An 18,065-nucleotide genomic window follows, 5' to 3' on the forward strand; every position below is an offset into this window, starting at 1 on the left:
GGCGGCTGATAAAAAAACAAGCGCCGGACTTTATGCAGCGGCATCCAAGTGCCGGTTGCGATATGTCAAACATGTCACGGACTGTGCATGAAAAACCGCACAACTTCAGGGGGTTGTCCGCCCAAAATGCAAAAAGGCCGGACAACTGGTGCCCGGCCCCGGCCAGATTCATGCAAAAGAATTACGTTCGGCGCGCCAGTTCGGCGGCCTTGCCGACGTAGCTGGCCGGCGTCATGGCCAGCAGCCGGTCCTTCTCGGTCTGGGGGATCTCCAGGCTGCGGATCAGCGTGTGCAGTGCCTCGGCGGTCACGGTCTTGCCGCGCGTGACCTCCTTGAGCTTCTCGTAGGCACCTTGCACGCCAAAACGGCGCATCACGGTCTGGATCGGCTCGGCCAGCACTTCCCAGGCGGCGTCCAGGTCGGCGGCCAGGGCCTCTTCATTGAGTTCCAGTTTGTTCAGGCCGGTCATGAGCGAGCTGTAGGCCAGCACCGCATAGCCCAGGCCCACGCCCATGTTGCGCAGCACGGTCGAATCGGTCAGGTCGCGCTGCCAGCGGCTGATGGGCAGCTTCTCCGACAGGTGCTTGAGCACGGCATTGGCCAGGCCCAGGTTGCCTTCGGCGTTCTCGAAGTCGATCGGGTTGACCTTGTGCGGCATGGTCGAGGAGCCGATCTCGCCGGCCTTTAGGCGCTGCTTGAAGTAGCCCAGGCTGACGTAGCCCCAGATGTCGCGCGAGAGGTCGATCAGGATGGTGTTGGTACGGGCGATCGCGTCGAACAGCTCGGCCATGTAGTCGTGCGGCTCGATCTGGATCGAATACGGCTGGAAGGTCAGGCCCAGGCCCAGCGGTTCCGGCGTCTCGATGACTTTCTTGCTGAAGGCCTCCCAGTCGAAGTCGGGCCAGGCGGAGAGGTGGGCGTTGTAGTTGCCCACGGCGCCGTTCATCTTGCCCATGAGCTTGACGGCGGCGATGCGCTCGCGCGCGCCGGCCAGGCGCACGACCACGTTGCCCAGTTCCTTGCCGACGGTGGTCGGGCTGGCGGTCTGGCCGTGGGTGCGGCTGAGCATGGGCACGTCGGCGAACTGGTGCGCCATCTCGCGCAGGCGGGCGATCACCTGGTCCAGCGCGGGCAGCAGCACGGCGTCGCGGCCGCCCTTGAGCTGCAGGGCATGGCTGGTGTTGTTGATGTCTTCGCTGGTGCAGGCGAAGTGCACGAACTCGGCGGCCTTCTCCAGCTCGGGGCGCGCGTCGAACCTGGACTTGATCCAGTACTCGACAGCCTTGACGTCGTGGTTGGTGGTCTTCTCGATTTCCTTGATGGCCACGGCATCGGCCTCGGAGAAGTTCTTGACCAGGCCCATCAGGTAGGTGCGGGCGCCGGGCGAGAGCGGTGGGAACTCCTCGAAGCCGGCGTCGGACAGGGCGATGAACCAGGCGATCTCGACCTGCACGCGGCGGTGCATGTAGCCCTGTTCGCTCATGAACGGGCGCAGCGGCGCCAGCTTGCCGGCGTAGCGGCCGTCCAGCGGCGAGAGGGCGGAGACGGGGGAAAGGCTGCCGGAGGCAGCGGCGGAGGGGGCAGAGGTCGGGCGCATCCCCGGATTGTAGAAGGCGGGTCCCGCGCCCGGCCGATCCCCCAGGCCGGCACGGGCGGTGGAGGCGATCGCTAAAATGGCCTGCCCGGGGACCCCCACAACTCCATTCCTCATGAAACTCATCGGCGCCGTCACCAGCCCGTACGTCCGCAAAGTGCGCGTCGTCATGGCCGAGAAAAAGCTCGACTACCAGTTCATTCAGGAAGACGTGTGGTCGGCCGACACCTCGATCGCCACCTCCAACCCGCTGGGCAAGGTGCCCTGCCTGATCATGGAAGGCGGCGAGGCGGTGTTCGATTCGCGCGTGATCGTCGAGTACCTGGACACGCTCTCGCCGGTGGGCAAGCTGATCCCGCCCTCGGGCCGCGAGCGCGCCGAGGTCAAGACCTGGGAGGCGCTGGCGGACGGCGTGATGGACGCCGCCATCCTGGCGCGGCTGGAGTCCACCTGGCCCGGCCGCAGCGAGGAGCAGCGTTGCCAGGCCTGGATCGACCGCCAGATGGCCAAGGTCGACGCGGCGCTGGTGGCCATGGCGCGTGGCCTGGGCGACAAGCCCTTCTGCTCGGGCATCCACCTCAGTCTCTCCGACCTGGCGGTCGGCTGTGCGCTGGGCTACCTCAGCTTCCGCTTTCCGCAGCTGGAGTGGCGCACCACGCACCCCAACCTGGCGCGCCTGGCCGACAAGCTGGCGCTGCGCCAGAGCTTTGCCGACACGCGCCCCAGCTGAAATCCCCCACCCCCGCGCCGCGCCTGCGGCGCGTCACCCCCTCAAGGGGGCGATGCCTGCGGCCTGGCGGAGCCAGTTCCGCGGCATCCTCAACAGCTTCCCTGCAGGCGTTTCGGGTCAGCTGTTCGCTTTGCGTTTGAGCCAGCGCATCAGCGCGCCCAGCACGGGCAGTTTTTCGTACAACTCTTCGGCCGCGTCCCAGTAGTCGCGGTGGTCGAGCACGCGGCCGTCCGCCGCCAGCCGCAGGTGCGAGCCGCCGCGCACCACCTGTTCGGTGGAGGTGTCGAAGCGGCGCATCCGGAAGCGGAACTCCCAGACCAGGAAGGCCTGCTCACCATCCACCAGCTGGCCGGTGACGACGAAATGCGGCTGGTGCAGCGACGCGAACATGTGCTCGAAGATGCGGCGGATGGCCGGCAGCCCGCGCACCTCGTTGAACGGGTCCTTGAAGCGCGCTTCGGGCGTGTAGAAGCTGTCCAGCCGGTCCAGGTCCTGCGGCTGCAGCCGCGCGTAAAAGTCTGCCAGCCGCTGGACGGCTTCGCGCAGGTCGGTCGATGGGGTCATGCCGCTTTATAGACCGGTGGCGCGGTGCACGAGCGGGAAGTAGGCCCGGTAGGGCAGCAGGCGCAGCAGCTTCATCCAGACCGTGAAGCGGCGCGGGAAGTGCACCTCGAACCGGCCGGCCGAGATGCCGTCGAGCATGGCCCGGGCCGCCTCGTCCGGCGAGATCAGGGCCGGCATCGAAAAATCGTTCTGCGCCGTCAGTGGCGTTTTCACGAAGCCGGGGTGCACCACGCTCACGCCGATGCCGCGCGGCGCCAGGTCCAGGTGCAGCGTCTCGGCCAGGTGGGTCAGTGCGGCCTTGGTCGGGCCGTAGGCCAGGCCCTTGGGCAGGCCGCGGAACCCGGCCACGCTGCTGACCAGGCTGATGTGGCCCTGGCCACGGCCGATCATGGCCGGCAGCAGGGCGTCCAGCAGGTTCAGCGCGCCGCCGTAGTTGATCGCCATGTGGCGCTGCATCTCGGCCAGGTCGAAGGCCTCGGCGCGCAGGGCGCGGTAGTGGCCGGCGCAGAACAGCAGCACATCGACCGGCCCTTCGGCCAGCACGGCGCGGGCGGTCAGTGCCACGGCCCGCGCATCGGTCACGTCCATGGGCCAGGCCTGGACCGGCGCGGGCTGGCCGGGCCGGGTGTGGCGGTCCACCAGCGCCTGCAGGCCGGCCTCGCTGCGCGCGGACGCCAGCACCGTGGCGCCGAGGCCGATCAGTTGCTCGGCCGCGGCCAGGCCGATGCCGCTGGAGGCGCCCACCACCCAGACCCGCAGGCCTCGCCAGGAGGCGATGCGCGGGTTGAACGGCCGCCACAGGCCAGGGCCCCGGCGCGGCCGGGCCGCACCATCGGCGGTGGTGGGGTCGACGAAGCTGCGGTGGAGGCTCATGAGGATCGCCGCACAAAACTGAGCGTGACCTCGCCCAGGCGGATGCCGAACTTGCTCATCACCGCCTTGTTGAGCATCACGCGCTCGTCCAGCAGGTACATCCAGTCGTCGAACTGCACGTTCCAGACCCGGCCGTCCACCGGCAGCGCCAGGGTGTAGCCCCAGCGGAAGGCGTTGCCCGCGGTCTGGCCCTCGGCCACGCCGATTACGTCGTCGGCGCGGCCGGTGTAGCGGCCATTGCCCTCGTGTCTGAGGCGCCAGATGCGCTTCTGTGTCGTGCCGTCCGAGTAGGTGAAGTCCTCGTCGAGCACGCCCTCGTCGCCGTTCCAGCTGCAGCGCATGACCACGGTGAAGCGCCGCACCACCTGGCCGCTGCGGTCGGTGAACACACCGTAGGCGTCCAGCGTGCCGTTGAAGTACTGGCGCAGGTCCAGCACGGGTTTTTCGGTGGCGTAGTCGCCGACCTGCGGGCCGGCGCAGCCGGTCAGGGCGAGGGCGGCCGTGGCGGCGCCGGCGGTGAGCAGCAGTCGTCTTTTCATGGGAGGGCTTTCAGGGTGTCGGGCAGTGGCGCTCTCGGCGCGGCGGGGCGGATGACCAGCGCCTGCAGCAGGCGGGCGGCCAGCAGCTTCAGGCCGCAGGGCAGCAGGCAATAGGCCACGGTGAGGGTCCACAGGGCCTGCGGATCGCGTGCGCCGGGCTGGTAGCCGAAGGCGCCCAGCAGCGGCAGGGCCAGGCCGGCGGCCAGGGCCAGGTTGAGCTTGGCGGCGAAGTTCCACCAGCCGAGGTAGGCGCCCTCGCGCTGGCCGCGTTCGCCCAGTTCGTCCATCAGGCCTGTCAGCAGCGCCGAGGGCAGGGCCAGGTCGGTGCCCAGGGCCACGCCGGAGAGCGCGCAGACGACCAGGAACGCGGTCACATCGCCCGCACCCAGCGTGGCGGCCCAGATGAAGACCCCCACCGACAGCGCCATGCCCGCCAGCCAGCTGCGCGCCAGGCCCAGGCGCGGCACCAGCCGCACCCACAGCGGCAGCGAGAGCGCGGCGCACAGGAAGTAGGTGGCCAGGAAGGCCGGCTCGACCGAGGCCGGGGCCTGCAGCCGGTCCTGCACGAAGAACAGCACCAGGGTGGCGGGCACGGCGCTGGCCGTGCCGTTGACCACGAACACCGCCAGCAGGCGCACGAAACGAGGCTGACGCAAGGGATGGGCCAGCGTGTTCTGGTGCGCCAGAGCGCCCTGGGTCAGGCCGCGCGCCGTGGGCACCACGGCGGCGCTCCAGGCCCACCAGCCCAGCGCCAGCAGCACCGCAAAGGCGGCCACGGTGGCGCCCAGGCCCAGGGTGCCCGGCAGCACCGCAGCTGTCAGCACGCCCACCAGGGCCAGGCCTTCGCGCCAGGCGCTGATGCGGCTGCGCTGTGCCTCGTTGCCGCCCAGGCGCGTGCCCCAGGTCTGGTGCGCCACACTGGCCACGCTGTAGGCGGTGTAGGTGACGGCCATCAGCACACCGGCCCAGGCCAGCAGCGGCACCACCTCGCCGCGCAGGGCCGGGGGCGGGAACAGCAGGCCCCACAGGCCGAACGCCAGCACCAGCGCGGCCACCGCGCCCGCGCCCAGCACGCGGCGGTGGCTGCGGGCGAACAGCCGGTCGATCCACCGCCCGATCCACGGGTCCAGCACCGCGTCGAACAGGCGCGCCGCCAGCAGCACCGCGCCCAGCGCCGCCAGCGGCACACCGAATGAGCGCGCGTAGTGGTTGGGCAGCACCACGTAGAGCGGCAGCGCCACGAAGGCCAGCGGCAGGCCGAGCAGTCCGTAGCGCAGGCCCTCGCGCCAGGCCCCGGGCGCGGTGAAGCGCGCGGCGTCGGCGGAGGCGGTGGTGGTGTCCATGAGCGGCTCAGCGTGCGGCGCCGGCGATCAGGGCCTCGCGCAGCCGGGGCTGCGAGGTGCGGGGCGAGAGCCAGATGCCGAAGAAACGCTCGGCGAACACCGCGTCGTCGACCACGCCGCGCAGGCGGCCGTTGTAGTAGAAGTGCGCGCCCCGGCCGGGCAGGTGCACACCCATCAGCCGGTCGCCGGGTGCCACGTCGGGAAACACACGCTCCATGGCGGCCTTCCACTCGGCGGCCTGGGCGGGTGCCAGCGGGGCGATGTCCTGCATCTCGTCGATCGAACGCTGGGCGATGTCGGCGCCCTTGAAGGCGCGCCGGTACTGCAGCTCCAGCGCCAGGCGCTGCTGCTCGAAGCCCTCGGGCCGGAACGCTGGCGTTGTGTAGAGCGTGGCGACATAGACCTCGAAGCCCCAGTAGCGGAACAGCGACTGCCCGCGCGGCGCCTTGCCGGCAAGCGCGGCCTCGGCCGCCTCGGCCGGCGTGTTGGCGTGCACCGGGGCGGCCAGGGGCAGCCACAGTGCCGCGGTGATGGCCACCACGGTGAAGGCGCGCTGGGGCAGTTGGTGTCGCACGGCCGGTCCTCCCGGATCAGTCGGGTTGGCGCAGGGTGAACTGCACGACGTCGGTGTTGCCTTCGTCGAAAGCGGCCTCGCAGTAGGCGAGGTAGAACTCCCAGGTGCGCAGGAAGCGCTGATCGAAGCCTTGCTGCAGCACGCGCTCCTGGTTCAGCAGGAACTGCTGGCGCCAGACCCGCAGCGTCTGCGCGTAGTCGGGGCCGAAGTGGAACTGGTCCACCACCTGCAGGCCGGCGCGTTCGGCCGCGGCGCGGAACTGCGAGGGGCTGGGCAGGCAGCCACCCGGGAAGATGTACTGCTGGATGAAGTCGGTGCCGGCGACGTAGCGGTCGAACAGGTCGTCGCGGATGGTGATGCTCTGGATGCAGGCCCGGCCACCCGGCTTGAGCAGGCGCGCGACGGTATTGAAATAGGTGTCCCAGTACTCGCGGCCCACGGCCTCGACCATCTCGATGGAGCAGATGGCATCGAAAGGGGCGTCGCCGATGTCGCGGTAGTCCTGCAGCCGCAGGTCGGCGCCCGGGTTGCGCCGCTGCGCGAACGCCAGCTGTTCGGTCGACAGCGTCACGCCGGTCACCGAGGCGCCGAACTCGGTGATCGCCTTCTCGGCCAGCGCGCCCCAGCCGCAGCCGATCTCCAGCACGCGGTGGCCGGGCTGCACGCCGGCCATGCGCAGGGCGCGCCGCACCTTGGCGTGCTGCGCGTCCACCATGTCCTGGCCCGGCTGCTCGTACAGCGCCGACGAGTAGTTCCAGGTCTCGTCCAGCCAGAGACCGTAGAAGGCGTTGCCCAGGTCGTAGTGGGCGTGGATGTTCTTGCGGCTGTTGGCCTTGCTGTTGCGGTTGAGCAGGTGGCGCAGGCGGTAGGCCAGGCGGCCGATCCACGAGCCGTAGACCACGTCTTCCAGCGCCTCGCGGTTGGCGATCAGCAGGCGCAGCAGGTCGGCCAGCTGCGGCGTGCTCCAGTCGCCGGCGATGTAGCTCTCGGCGAAGCCGATGTCGCCAGATTTCAGCGCGGCGCTGAACACGTTCCAGTTGGTCAGCCGCATCGTGGCCCCCACGCTCCGCCGGTGAACCGGGTCGCTGCCCCCCGAGGGGGCTTGTCCACCTTGGGGCGGCCCTGCGGTGGGCATCTCCGCCAGCGGCCCGGCGCCGCCACCGAAGCGCTGCACCGTGCCGTCGGGCAGCTGCAGCGTGAGCGAGCCGTGGCGCAGGCGCTGCAGCAGCTGCAGCGTGGTGCGGGCGGCGGCCGGGGCGTGGCGGGGCAGGGAGAGGCCGGCGCTCTGCGGGGCGGTGGTGCTGTTCATGTCGTGTCGGAAGGCAAGGGTCAGCGGGAGGCCGGGTGGCCCGGGGTCACGAAGTCCGCCGGTGCGGCGGGCTGGCGGAAAAAGGGCGCCTGCTTGAGCCACAGGCGCAGGGCCTGCCAGTGGATGCGGGCGATCACGCCCAGCGTCATCAGCGGGTGGCCCCAGAGCGCGCGCCGTGCGCTCGCGGTGTCCAGCGGCTGCAGCGTGCCGCTGACGCTGGTGCGGATCAGGGCGTCGGCGCCCGGCTCGTCGTGGAAGTCGATGCGCACCACGGTGCGGTCCTCGCCGCCGTGCTGCGTGCGCATGAAGACGAAGCGGTACTCGCCGCGCACCGGTGCGAAGGGCGAGACGTGGAAGACCTTGTCGGCGGTGACCGGCACGCCGTGGCGCGGCGCGTCCAGCAGGTAGCAGTGGCGTTCGCCGAAGGTGTTGTTGACCTCGGCGACCACCGCGCGCAGCGTGCCGTCGGAGCGGTGGCAGTACCAGAAGCTCACCGGCTTGAACACGTAGCCCAGCACGCGCGGGTAGGTGTGCAGCCAGACCTCGCCGCCCGCGTCGCCGATGCCGTGCTCGGCCAGCAGGCCGTCGAGCCAGGCCAGGCAGTCGTCGCGGCCGTCGCCGTGGTCGCGGTCGTGGAAGGCCAGTGCTGCCCAGCGGTTGCGTGCGAGCGCGCCGGGGCCGTTTTTCCGAAGGCTGCGCAGCGGCAGCATCAGGAAGAAGGTCGGGTAGGCGAAGGCGTGCGCCTTCGGGCGCGAGCGGGCGTGGCGCACCTGGCCGAAGCCGACCAGGGTTTGCGCAGCGCTCACGGCGCTCCCGACGACTGTGTTCATGCAAACACTCCCGGCAGCGCGGCGTCGCGGGTCTCGGTGGCGCTGCGCTGCGGCAGCAGGTCGTGGGCCATGATGAGTTCGCGCGCGGCGCGCAGGCCGGCCTTGAGGCCGTCTTCGTGGAAGCCGTAGCCCATCCAGGCGCCGGCGTAGAAGGTGTCGTGCCGGCCCTGCAGGTCGACCATGGCCTTCTGGGCGCGGATGGCGGCCAGGTCGAACACCGGGTGGGCGTACTCGTATTCGCCGATCACGGTGGCCGGGTCGATGGCGCGCTGCGGGTTGAGCGAGACGATCACCGGGGTCTTCAGCGGCAGCGGCTGCAGCAGGTTGATCAGGTAGTGCAGGCAGACCCGCGGCTCGTCACCGGCGCCGCCGGCCTCGTAGTTCCAGGCCGCCCAGGCCTTCTCGCGCTGCGGCAGCACCGAGGCGTCGGTGTGCAGCACCGCGCGGTTGGGCTGGTAGCGCACCGCGCCCAGGGCCGCACGCTCTTCGGGCGTGGCGGCCTCGCCCAGGATGGCCAGCGCCTGGTCGCTGTGGCAGGCCATGACGATGGCGTCGAAGCGCTCGACCCGGCCTTCGCTCACCACGCGCACGCCCTGGGCGTCGCGCAGCACCTGCTGCACGGGGGTGTTCAGGCGCCGGTCGGGAATACGGGCGACGATTTTTTCCACGTACTGCCGCGCACCGCCGGCCACCGTGTACCACTGCGGCCGGTTGGTCACCTGGATCAGGCCGTGGTTGTGGCAGAAGCGCACCATGGTCGCGACCGGGAAGCGCAGCATCTGGTCGGTCGGGCAGCTCCAGATGCAGCCCATCATGGGCAGGAAGTACCAGTCGTGGAAGGCGGCCGAGAAGCGGTGGCGCTCCAGAAAATCGCCCAGCGGTTCCAGCAGCGGGCTGTCGGCGCCGAGGTCGTCGCCGCGCTTGGCCAGTCGGGTGGTCAGGCGGTTGAAACGGACGATGTCCGCCAGCATGCGCCAGAAGCGGGCGTTGCCCAGGTTTTCGCGCTGGGCGAACACGGTGGAGATGTCGCTGCCGCTCCATTCCAGCGTCGAGCCGCGTGGCCCGGCGCCCGGCGCCTGGACCGAGAACGACATGTCGGACGGTGCCACCGGCACCTGCAGCTGGTCGAACAGCGCCAGCAGGTTGGGGTAGGTGCGCTCGTTCAGGACGAGAAAACCGGTGTCGACGCCGAAGGTGGTCGGGCGGCCCAGGGGGTCGGGCAGGGTCACGTCCACCGTGTGGGTGTGGCCGCCGAAGTAGTCGCCGGCCTCGAACAGGGTCAGATCGGCCAGGCCGCTGAGGGTGTGGGCGGCTGCAAGGCCGGAGATGCCGGAGCCGACGATGGCCACGCGCGGGCGCTGCGGAGGATTCGCGGGCGCACCGCCGATCGGGGAGGGGGTGGGGACCGAGTACATGGCTCAGCCCAGACGAGCCGCCACCCGCTGGGGGCGGCGGAGGGGGGAAGAAGAAAAGCCTGCGAAGCGCCCCGACGCGAAGGAGGGAGGGAGGGAGGAGGAGGAGAAGCGCCTCGGGATTTCATCCGCCGCGATCGGCGGAAGGCTTCGCAGTGCAAAAACCTGAACATCCGACAGCACCAACTTTGGCGCCATCGTGAAAGCATTGAGAGGATTCGTGGCGGAAAAGTTCCGCGGGTGGATGACCATGTGCCCTCCGGTGGCTGGTGTACCAAAATGAACTGCTTGGTTTTATTGTGACTGATCAGTCACAAAACAGCCGAAACATTCTTTTCAACACCCATGAAGGGAGCATGGTTATCGGTCGGAATGGCCCGCGCAGCGGCGGAGCGTGGGGCCAGGGAACTCAGCGCCGGGCCGCCCCAGGCTGAGTTTGCGCCCCCTCGTGGTGCAGCGACCCGCGCAGCGGCGGAGCGCTGGGGCTATGCCGTCTTGCCCAGCGCGTGGCGCCAGAGTGCCTGCACCGCGGCCGCCATGCCGGCGGCCGCGTCGGCGCCGATCTGCGGGGGCGCCTCGTCCAGCCGCGCGCGGTGCTGGATGGCACGCAGCTCGCGGTAGGCGTCGGCGGCTTCCTGGCCCACGCCCTTGGGCAGCAGGCCCACGGCCTCGGCGCGCTGCAGCAGCGCGATGTTGCCCAGGTTGCCGCGCAGTTCCGGGTGTTCGCCCGAATGCGCCAGCACCAGGTACTGCACCACGAACTCCACATCGACCATGCCGCCCGGGCTGTGCTTGACGTCGAACTGCTCGCCGCGCACCGGGTGGGCGCTGCGCACCTTCTCGCGCATGGCGGTGATTTCCTGCGCCAGCGCCGTGCGGTCGCGTTCGGCGGTGATGACCGCCTCGCGCACGTCGTCGAAGCGCGGCTCCAGACCGGCCATGCCCATCACGAAGCGCGCACGCGTCATGGCCTGGTGTTCCCAGGTCCAGGCGGTGTTGCTGCCACGGCCGCGCTGGTAGTTCTCGTACGCCGTGAAGCTGGTCACCAGCAGGCCCGAGTTGCCGTTGGGCCGCAGCGCGGTGTCGATCTCGAACAGGTCGCCCTCACCGGTCTTGACCTGCAGCCAGTTGATCAGCTTGCGCACGAAGGCGGCGTAGATCTCGCTGGCGTTCTCGTCCTCGTCCTCGTAGACGAACACGATGTCCAGGTCGCTGCCATAGCCCAGCTCCTTGCCGCCGAGCTTGCCGTAACCAATGATGGCGAAGGCCGGCTCCTCGCGGTGGCGGTTCTTCAGCCGCGCCCAGCACCAGCGCGCGGTCACGCGCAGCACCGCATCGGCCAGGGCCGACAGGTCGTCGGCCACCTGCTCCACCGTCAGCACGCCCTCGATGTCGCGCGCCAGGGTGCGGAACACCTCGGCGTGGTGGGCGCGGCGCAGCAGGTTCAGCAGCTCTTCCTCGTCGTCCTCGCCGGTGCGGCGCAGCGCGGTGCGGCGGTCTTCGAGGTCGGCCTCGAACTGGGCGGCGTCAAAGCGTTCTTCCATCAGCTGGCGCCCGGCCAGCTCGTCGATCACGCCCGGGTGCTTGAGCAGGTAGCGCGCGGGCCACTTGGCCGCGCCCAGGATGCGCAGCAGCCGCTCGTGCACCGAGGGCCGCTCCTGCAGCAGGGCCAGGTAGCTCTCGCGGCGCAGCAGCGGCTCGATCCAGTCGGCCAGGCGCAGCGCGGCCTGTTCGTTGACACGCCCTTCGTCGAGCCAGGCACCGGTGCGCTGCACCAGGCGCACCAGGCGCAGGCGGGCGTCCTCGCGCAGCGCCAGCACCCGCGGGTGCTCGCACCACTGCGCGACCTTGGCGGCGAAGGCCTCGGGCAGCCCGGCCATCACGCCCTGCAGGTCTTCCACGGCGCCGCGCGAGCCGTTCTTGTTGCAGCCCTTGCCGTTGCAGCCGCCGCCGGGCGCGCCGCCCAGCAGGATGTCGAACTCGTGGGCCACGGTCTCGCGGTGGGCGTCCAGCGCGCACAGGAAGGCGCACATGTCGGGGAAGCCCAGGGTGGCGGCGATCCAGGCCAGGTCGTCGTCGCGGGTGGGGATCAGGTGGGTCTGCTGGTCGTCCAGGTACTGGATGCGGTGTTCGACCTTGCGCAGGAAGTCGTAGGCCGCGGCCAGCGCGTCGGCGGTGGCGCGCGGCATCAGGCCGGCCTTGGCCACGCGCTGCAGCGCGTCCAGCGTGGGGCGGGTGCGCAGTTCGGGGAACTGGCCCCCGCGCACCACCTGCAGCAACTGTACGGTGAACTCGATCTCGCGGATGCCGCCGCGCGAGAGCTTGACATCGTTGGCCCGGCCCGGGTTGCCGGCGGCGCGCTTGGACGCGTGGTCGCGGATCTGGCGGTGCAGGGTGCGCAGCGAATCGAAGACGTTGTAGTCCAGGTACTTGCGGAACACGAATGGCAGCACGGCCCCGCGCAGTGCGCTGGCGCTCTTGTCGGCGATGCAGGCGGCCGGCGCGACGACGCGGCTCTTGAGCCAGGCGAAACGCTCCCACTCGCGGCCCTGCACCAGGAAGTACTCCTCCAGCGCGCCCAGCGACACCGCGGCCGGCCCCGAGTTGCCGTTGGGCCGCAGCGCCAGGTCGACCCGGAACACCTGGCCGTGTTCGGTGGTCTCGCCCACCGTGTTGTAGATGTGCTTGACCGCCTTGCCGAAGTACTCGTGGTTGCTGATGCGGTTGCGGCCCGCCGTGTTGCCGGCGGTTTCGCCGTCGGCGTCGTACACATAGATGAGGTCGATGTCGCTGGAAACGTTCAGCTCGCGCGCGCCGAGCTTGCCCATGCCGATCACCCAGAGCTGGGCGCGCTGGCCGTTCTCGTCCAGCGGCGCACCGTGCAGATCGTCCAGGTCGGCAAACGCCAGCCGGCAGGCCTGGTCCAGCGCCAGCTCGGCCAGCTCGGTCACTGCGCGGGTGATGTCCTGCAGGGACGCACCCTCTTCGCAGTCCAGCACCACCAGCCGCTCCATCACCAGCTGGCGCAGCACGCGCAGGGCGGCGGGCATGGGCAGGCCGCGGCCGGTGAGGGTGGCCAGGCAGGTGTTCATGGCCGCCTTGACCGGCGGGCCCGGCGGCAGGCAGGCCAGCTCGTTCTCGTAGCGGCGGCGCACCCGTTGCACAAAGCGAGAGTGCTCGGCCAGCCGGGGCGGCAGCGGGGTGTCGGCGGGGTTCACATTTGGCGACAAAGGAGAAACCGACGCTGCGGAACCGTCGAGAGGGCTGACCGTCATAATTTGCGTTGGATATGAATCAAAGCCCGGCCCCAGCCGCCCCTGCCTCAAGAACCCAGAAGACCTGGTCGGCGATCACTCGGCTGTTGCTGTGGATGGTGCTGACGGTCTGGCTCCTGTTCGCACTCACCTGGGGCACCTTGCATTTTTGGATTGTGCCGCGAATCGGCGAATGGCGCCCCGACCTGGAGCGCTGGGCCAGTGCGGCGGTGGGGGTACCTGTCCAGGTGGGTGCCATCCGCGCCGAATCGCAGGGCGACGCCAGTGCCCGCGCCGGCTTCCTGCTGCGCCTGGTGCCGACGCTCGAACTCAGCGACGTGCGTCTGCTCGACCCCCAGGGCCGTGAGGCCCTCCGGCTGCCCAAGGTGCGGGCGGCGGTGTCGGTCACCTCGCTCTGGCGCCTGGGCTTCGAGCAGCTGCTGATCGAGGCGCCGGTGCTCGACATCCGCCGCACGCCCCAGGGCCGCATCGAAATCGCCGGCCTGGATTTTTCGGGGCCGCAGACCGGCGACCACCGCGCCGCGGACTGGTTCTTCTCGCAGTCCGAGTTCGTGATCCGGGGCGGCACGGTGCGCTGGACCGACGAACTCAAGGGCCAGCCCCCGCTGGCCCTGAACCAGCTGAGCTTCGTGGCCCGCAACCGGGTGCGCAGCCACCTGCTGCGGCTGGATGCGACACCGCCGCCCGAGTGGGGACAGACCTTCAGCCTGATGGCGCAGATGCGCGAACCCCTGCTGGACCTGGGGCCGCAGCCGCCGAACCAGGCGCCCTGGCACAACTGGAGCGGTGAGGTCTACGGCGATTTCCCGGCGGTCGATGTCTCGCGCCTGAGGGCCTATGTCGACCTGTCCGAATGGGGCGTCGAGGTGCGCGCCGGCCAGGGCCGCCTGCGCGCCTGGGCCGATGTCGAGCGCGGCCAGGTGGCCGGCGCCACCGTCGACATGGGTCTGCGCGAGGTCGCCACGCGGCTGGGCGAACAGCTGCCGGAGCTGGCGCTGGAGCGGGTCGATGGCCGGGTGGTGGCCAGCTGGGGCGCCCAGGGCTTCCAGGTGGCCAGCGACGACCTGAGCTTCCGCACCCAGGACGGCCTGGACTGGCCCGCCAGCAAGCTGCGGCTGGCGCACGACAACGGCCTGTCCCGCGGCGCGAATGCCAGCGCGACGACCACCGTCGAGGCCGACCGCCTGGACCTGGCGGCGCTGGCCGCGCTGGCCACGCGCGTGCCCCTGCCCCAGGCCAGCCGCGACCTGCTCACCAGCCTGCGCCCGGCCGGTCAGGTGCAGGGCCTGTCGGCGCGCTGGCAGCAGCCGGTGGTGCCCGCGGCGGCCGCGGGCCAGCCGCCGCCGGCGCCGGCCGTCACCGCCTACAAGGCCAGGGGGCGGGTCAGCGGCCTGGCGCTGGCCGGCCAGCCCAGCGGCCGCATGTCGGCCTACGGGCCCTACCCTGAACTGGGCCGGCCTGGCGTGGCGGGCGCCAGCGCCGACTTCGACTTCCACCAGGGCGGTGGCACCGCGCGCGTCTCGATCACCGATGGCGCGCTGGAGCTGCCGGGCATGTTCGAGCAACCGCAGATCCCCCTGAGCAGCCTCCAGGCCGACGCCCGCTGGAGCGTCTCGGGTGAGCGCATCGAGGTCTGGCTGGACAACATGCGCCTGGCCAACGCCGACGCCGCCGGCACCGGCCGCCTGCACTGGACCACGGCCGATCCGGCGCGCAGCAACGCCAAGTCCCGCTTCCCCGGCGTGCTCGACCTCAGCACCACCCTCACCCGCGCCGACGCCGCCCAGGTGCACCGCTACATGCCGCTGTCGGTGGGCACCGACGCGCGCCGCTACGTGCGCGAGGCGATCCGCGGGGGGGCGTCCGACCGCGTCGAGTTCCGCGTGCGCGGCGACCTCTGGGACCTGCCCTTCCACCAGGCCGGCGCCGACGGCGAGTTCCGCATCACCGCGGCGCTCAAGGGCGTCGACTTTGCCTACCTGCCGCCCTACCTGCAGGACGAGGGCGCACCGGCCTGGCCGGCGCTCAAGGCGGTCAATGGCCAGCTGGTGCTCGAAAAGGCCTCGCTGAAACTCAGCGGGCTCAGCGCCGGGGTCGAGGGCCTGCCGCAGGTGCGGCTGGGCGAGGGTGAGGTGCTGATCCCCGACCTCATGGGCTCGCCGCGGGTCGAGGTCGGCGCGCGCACCCAGGGGCCGGCCGCCGAGGTGCTGCGCTTCGTGCAGACCTCGCCGCTCGACGGCTTGCTCTCCGGCGCCCTGTCCAGGGCCACGGGCACCGGCAATGCCGGGGTGTCGTTCAAGCTGCAGCTGCCCCTTGAGAAGATCGAGGACTTCGCGCTGCAGGGCAGCGTGCAGCTGGGTGGCAACGACCTGCGCATCACGCCCGATGCGCCCTTGCTGGAGCGCAGCAGCGGCAGCATCTCCTTCACCGAGCGCGGCTTCCGGCTGGCCGACGCCCGCGCCCGCCTGTATGGCGGCGACGTGGTGCTGGAAGGCGGCCTGCAGCCCGACCCGCGCGGCGTGGCCAAGGTGGAATTCCGCGGCCAGGGCAGCGCCACCGCCGAAGGGCTGCGCGATGGCGGGCTGGGTTTTGTCTCGCGCCTGTTCGCCAGCGCCAGCGGCAGCGCGGCCTACACCGCGCGGCTGGGCTTCCGGGGCGGTGCGCCGGAGATCAGCGTGACCAGCTCGCTGCAGGGCCTGGCGGTGGACCTGCCGGCACCGCTTTCCAAGAAGGCCGAGGATAGCCTGCCGCTGCGCTACGACAACGCTGTGGTGGGGGTGGCGCCCGAGGGTGCTGGCGAGGTGGCCCGCACCGACCGGCTGGCGGTCGAGATCGGCCCCGCGGCGCAGCCCCTGCTGTCGCTGCAGTACGAGCGCGACGTCACCGGGACCGAGGCACGGGTGCTGCGCGGCAGCCTGGGCGTGGGTCTGCAGGCGGGTGAGGCCGCGCCGCTGCCGCTGCAGGGCGTGGCGGCCAACCTGCGCTTTGCCCGCATCGACGTGGACGCCTGGGAGCGCGTGTTCAGCGAGGCCAGCGGCGTCGACGTGCGTAGCACCAGCGCGGGCACGACCGCGCCGACGGCCCAGGCGGCCAGCCTGAACTACCTGCCCACCGTGCTGGCGGTGCGCGCCGGCCAGGTGGATGTCGACGGCCGCAGCTTCAACAACGTGGTGCTGGGCGGCTCGCGCGAGGGCACGCAGTGGCGCGCCAACGTCGACGCCGACGAGCTCAACGGCTATGTCGAATACCGCCAGGCGGCGGGCGGCAGCGCCGGCAGCGTCTACGCGCGGCTGGCGCGGCTGGACCTGGCGCCCAGCGCCGCGGCCGATGTCGAGCAGCTGCTGCAGCAGCCCAGCAGCGTGCCGGCGCTGGACATCACGGTAGAGAACCTGGTGCTCTCGGGCCGCCAGCTCGGGCTGGTGGACATCCAGGCTGTCAACCGCGGCGTGGGACGCAACCGGGAATGGCGCCTGAACAAGCTCAACGTGCGTGTGCCCGAGGCGCGGCTGATCGCCAGCGGCAACTGGGCGGCCACCGGGGACGAGGGTGCCGCGCGCCGCACCCGGCTGGACTTCCGGCTGGATGTGGACGACGCGGGCCAGCTGCTGACGCGCTTCGGCCGTGCGGGCGTGGTGCGCGGTGGCAGCGGCCACATCGAGGGCGAGATCGGCTGGCTCGGTTCGCCCTTCACGCTGGACTACCCCAGCCTCTCGGGCGAGATGGCGGCCAACTTCGAGACCGGCCAGTTCCTCAAGGTCGAGCCGGGCGCGGCCAAGCTGCTGGGCGTGCTGAGCCTGCAGGCCCTGCCGCGGCGGCTGACGCTGGACTTCCGCGACGTGTTCTCCGAAGGCTTCGCGTTCGACTTCGTGCGCGGCGACGCCAAGATTGCCCAGGGCGTGGCGACCACCAACAACCTGCAGATGAAGGGCGTGAACGCGGCCGTGCTGATGGAAGGCAGCGCCGACATCGTGCGCGAGCAGCAGGACCTCAAGGTGGTGGTGGTGCCCGAACTCAACGCCGGCACCGCCTCGCTGATCGCCACCGCCATCAACCCCGCCATCGGCCTGGGCACCTTCCTGGCCCAGTTCCTGCTGCGCGAACCGCTGCAGTCGGCCACCACCCAGCAGTTCCACATCAGCGGCGGCTGGGCCGACCCCAAGGTCGAGAAGATCGAAAAGAAGTAAAAACGCACACCGACACCAAGGAGCACCCATGAAAGTCGCCGCCATCCAGATGGTCTCGGGCATCAGCCTGGACGCCAACCTCAGCGCCGCGCGCGCCCTGCTCGACCAGGCCGCCCGCGCCGGCGCCGAACTCGCGGTGCTGCCCGAGTACTTCTGCTTCATGGGCCAGCACGACACCGACAAGCTGCTGCTGGCCGAACAGACCGGCCTGGGAACGGTGCAGGACTTCCTATCCGACGCGGCGCGCGAACTCAAGCTGTGGATCGTCGGCGGCACGCTGCCCATGGCCACCGACGACCCCGCGCACGCGGCCAACGCCTCGCTGGTCTACGACCACAAGGGCCACTGCGTCACCCGCTACGACAAGATCCACCTGTTCCGCTACGACAACGGCCGCGAGGCCTACGACGAGGCGGCGGTGCTGCGGGCCGGCGACACGCCGGTCTCCTTCGAGATGCCCACGCGCCACGGCGAACACTGGCGGATCGGCATGAGCGTCTGCTACGACCTGCGCTTCGGCGAGCTCTACCGCATGCTCGCCGCCGACCTGCTGCTGGTGCCCGCCGCCTTCACCCACACCACCGGCCAGGCGCACTGGGAGGTGCTGCTGCGCGCCCGCGCGATCGAGAACCAGGCCTATGTGATCGCCAGCGCCCAGGGTGGCGTGCACGAGAACGGCCGCCGCACCTGGGGCCACAGCATGGTGATCGACCCCTGGGGCCAGGTGATGGCGATGCAGGCCGAAGGCCCGGGCGTGGTGCTGGCCGACATCGACCTTGAACGCCTGCGCAGCGTGCGCGAACAGCTGCCGTCCCTCCAGCACCGCAGGCTGTGAGCC

General features: G+C 70.8%; 13 protein-coding genes. 3 read left to right on the top strand and 10 right to left on the bottom strand.

The window, feature by feature from the left end:
- Positions 1-181: 181 nt before the first annotated feature.
- On the bottom strand, positions 182-1,597 hold the full coding sequence (gene purB, locus DD542_RS10880) for an adenylosuccinate lyase (protein WP_127805675.1): 1,416 nt from the start codon (positions 1,595-1,597) through the stop codon (positions 182-184).
- Between the two features lie 112 nt (positions 1,598-1,709).
- On the opposite strand from purB, the gene DD542_RS10885 reads away from it, so the two are divergent.
- A complete protein-coding gene (locus DD542_RS10885; RefSeq protein WP_127805676.1) occupies positions 1,710-2,324 on the top strand; it encodes a glutathione S-transferase N-terminal domain-containing protein in 615 nt (204 codons plus the stop codon).
- A 117-nt stretch (positions 2,325-2,441) separates the two neighbouring features.
- On the opposite strand, the gene DD542_RS10890 is transcribed toward DD542_RS10885, so the two are convergent.
- From DD542_RS10890 to glnE, 9 genes are all read right to left on the bottom strand, one after another.
- A complete protein-coding gene (locus tag DD542_RS10890; protein WP_127805677.1) occupies positions 2,442-2,888 on the bottom strand; it encodes a nuclear transport factor 2 family protein in 447 nt (148 codons plus the stop codon).
- A gap of 6 nt (positions 2,889-2,894) precedes the next feature.
- Positions 2,895-3,761 (bottom strand): SDR family NAD(P)-dependent oxidoreductase, encoded by an 867-nt coding sequence (locus DD542_RS10895; RefSeq protein WP_127805678.1) that lies wholly within the window; start codon positions 3,759-3,761, stop codon positions 2,895-2,897.
- Positions 3,758-4,300: a DUF3833 domain-containing protein gene (locus tag DD542_RS10900; RefSeq protein ID WP_127805679.1), complete on the bottom strand. Its 543-nt coding sequence runs from the start codon at positions 4,298-4,300 to the stop codon at positions 3,758-3,760. The genes DD542_RS10895 and DD542_RS10900 overlap by 4 nt, the downstream gene beginning before the upstream one ends.
- On the bottom strand, positions 4,297-5,643 hold the full coding sequence (locus DD542_RS10905) for an MFS transporter (RefSeq protein WP_127805680.1): 1,347 nt from the start codon (positions 5,641-5,643) through the stop codon (positions 4,297-4,299). The genes DD542_RS10900 and DD542_RS10905 overlap by 4 nt, the downstream gene beginning before the upstream one ends.
- Positions 5,644-5,650: 7 nt before the next feature.
- Complete coding sequence (locus tag DD542_RS10910) at positions 5,651-6,217, bottom strand: chalcone isomerase family protein (protein ID WP_241559751.1); 567 nt, start codon at positions 6,215-6,217, stop codon at positions 5,651-5,653.
- Positions 6,218-6,233: 16 nt separating this feature from the next.
- Positions 6,234-7,526, bottom strand: a complete 1,293-nt coding sequence (locus DD542_RS10915) for a cyclopropane-fatty-acyl-phospholipid synthase family protein (RefSeq protein WP_127805681.1) — start codon at positions 7,524-7,526, stop codon at positions 6,234-6,236.
- A gap of 20 nt (positions 7,527-7,546) precedes the next feature.
- The gene (locus DD542_RS10920) at positions 7,547-8,356 is read right to left on the bottom strand and encodes a DUF1365 domain-containing protein (protein ID WP_127805682.1); all 810 of its coding nucleotides are present in this window, start codon (positions 8,354-8,356) and stop codon (positions 7,547-7,549) included.
- Positions 8,353-9,771 carry an FAD-dependent oxidoreductase gene (locus tag DD542_RS10925; protein WP_127805683.1) on the bottom strand — a complete coding sequence of 473 codons (1,419 nt, stop codon included), beginning with the start codon at positions 9,769-9,771 and terminating at the stop codon, positions 8,353-8,355. The genes DD542_RS10920 and DD542_RS10925 overlap by 4 nt, the downstream gene beginning before the upstream one ends.
- 482 nt (positions 9,772-10,253) lie before the next feature.
- On the bottom strand, positions 10,254-13,043 hold the full coding sequence (gene glnE / locus DD542_RS10930) for a bifunctional [glutamate--ammonia ligase]-adenylyl-L-tyrosine phosphorylase/[glutamate--ammonia-ligase] adenylyltransferase (protein WP_127805684.1): 2,790 nt from the start codon (positions 13,041-13,043) through the stop codon (positions 10,254-10,256).
- Between the two features lie 14 nt (positions 13,044-13,057).
- Between glnE and DD542_RS10935 the strand changes: the two genes are divergently transcribed.
- The gene (locus tag DD542_RS10935) at positions 13,058-17,227 is read left to right on the top strand and encodes a YhdP family protein (protein WP_127805685.1); all 4,170 of its coding nucleotides are present in this window, start codon (positions 13,058-13,060) and stop codon (positions 17,225-17,227) included.
- 28 nt (positions 17,228-17,255) lie between these two features.
- Positions 17,256-18,062 carry a carbon-nitrogen hydrolase family protein gene (locus DD542_RS10940; protein WP_127805686.1) on the top strand — a complete coding sequence of 269 codons (807 nt, stop codon included), beginning with the start codon at positions 17,256-17,258 and terminating at the stop codon, positions 18,060-18,062.
- Positions 18,063-18,065 lie beyond the last annotated feature (3 nt).

Source organism: Hydrogenophaga sp. NH-16 (genome assembly GCF_004006415.1).
In the GTDB taxonomy this organism is placed as follows: Bacteria; Pseudomonadota; Gammaproteobacteria; order Burkholderiales; family Burkholderiaceae_C; genus Hydrogenophaga; species Hydrogenophaga pseudoflava.

Coding starts and splice junctions, on each gene's coding strand:
- DD542_RS10895 (WP_127805678.1), bottom strand. CDS start 3,761: ATGAGCCTCCACCGCAGCTTCGTCGACCCCACCACCGCCGATGGTGCG.
- DD542_RS10915 (WP_127805681.1), bottom strand. CDS start 7,526: ATGAACAGCACCACCGCCCCGCAGAGCGCCGGCCTCTCCCTGCCCCGC.
- DD542_RS10925 (WP_127805683.1), bottom strand. CDS start 9,771: ATGTACTCGGTCCCCACCCCCTCCCCGATCGGCGGTGCGCCCGCGAAT.
- purB (WP_127805675.1), bottom strand. CDS start 1,597: ATGCGCCCGACCTCTGCCCCCTCCGCCGCTGCCTCCGGCAGCCTTTCC.
- DD542_RS10900 (WP_127805679.1), bottom strand. CDS start 4,300: ATGAAAAGACGACTGCTGCTCACCGCCGGCGCCGCCACGGCCGCCCTC.
- glnE (WP_127805684.1), bottom strand. CDS start 13,043: ATGACGGTCAGCCCTCTCGACGGTTCCGCAGCGTCGGTTTCTCCTTTG.
- DD542_RS10885 (WP_127805676.1), top strand. CDS start 1,710: ATGAAACTCATCGGCGCCGTCACCAGCCCGTACGTCCGCAAAGTGCGC.
- DD542_RS10890 (WP_127805677.1), bottom strand. CDS start 2,888: ATGACCCCATCGACCGACCTGCGCGAAGCCGTCCAGCGGCTGGCAGAC.
- DD542_RS10905 (WP_127805680.1), bottom strand. CDS start 5,643: ATGGACACCACCACCGCCTCCGCCGACGCCGCGCGCTTCACCGCGCCC.
- DD542_RS10940 (WP_127805686.1), top strand. CDS start 17,256: ATGAAAGTCGCCGCCATCCAGATGGTCTCGGGCATCAGCCTGGACGCC.
- DD542_RS10920 (WP_127805682.1), bottom strand. CDS start 8,356: ATGAACACAGTCGTCGGGAGCGCCGTGAGCGCTGCGCAAACCCTGGTC.
- DD542_RS10935 (WP_127805685.1), top strand. CDS start 13,058: ATGAATCAAAGCCCGGCCCCAGCCGCCCCTGCCTCAAGAACCCAGAAG.